Raw genomic sequence first — 304 nt, 5'->3', positions numbered from 1 at the left:
CCCGGCCGCCTGGTTGTGCACCGCCATCCAGCATTCCCACACGTTATCCGGTGCCAGATCCTCATAGGAGGTTCGGTCAAAGGCCATTCCAGCCCAGCCTTGGATCGCGAAGGGCAGATCAGGGGGCATCGTCGGCAATACGATGGACTCGATGAAGTCCAGCCAAGCAGCCGTCGGGGAGAGCCCAAGGGCTTCCGGGAAATGATCAGCCATTCCGTCCAAGGTCATCGGTCGGGCTCTAGGTTAAGGTCTGGCGGCACCCCTGCTCCCTGGATCACCACGCTGAACTGTTCTTCGGCATTGT

Annotated in this window: 1 protein-coding gene; it reads right to left on the bottom strand. The window is 60.5% G+C overall.

The genetic code is table 11. The annotated features are described in order from the left end of the window. Positions 1-228, bottom strand: a 228-nt coding sequence (locus KVS69_RS19265; protein WP_217539561.1) for a hypothetical protein, incomplete at its 3' end; no start/stop codon positions are given. Positions 229-304: the final 76 nt, after the last annotated feature.

Origin of the sequence: Stenotrophomonas sp. GbtcB23 (assembly GCF_019091045.1) — a bacterium.
In the GTDB taxonomy this organism is placed as follows: domain Bacteria; phylum Pseudomonadota; class Gammaproteobacteria; order Xanthomonadales; family Xanthomonadaceae; genus Stenotrophomonas; species Stenotrophomonas rhizophila_A.
Note: the sequence above shows the minus strand (reverse complement) of the source record. Positions and strands in the feature narration are given on the sequence as shown.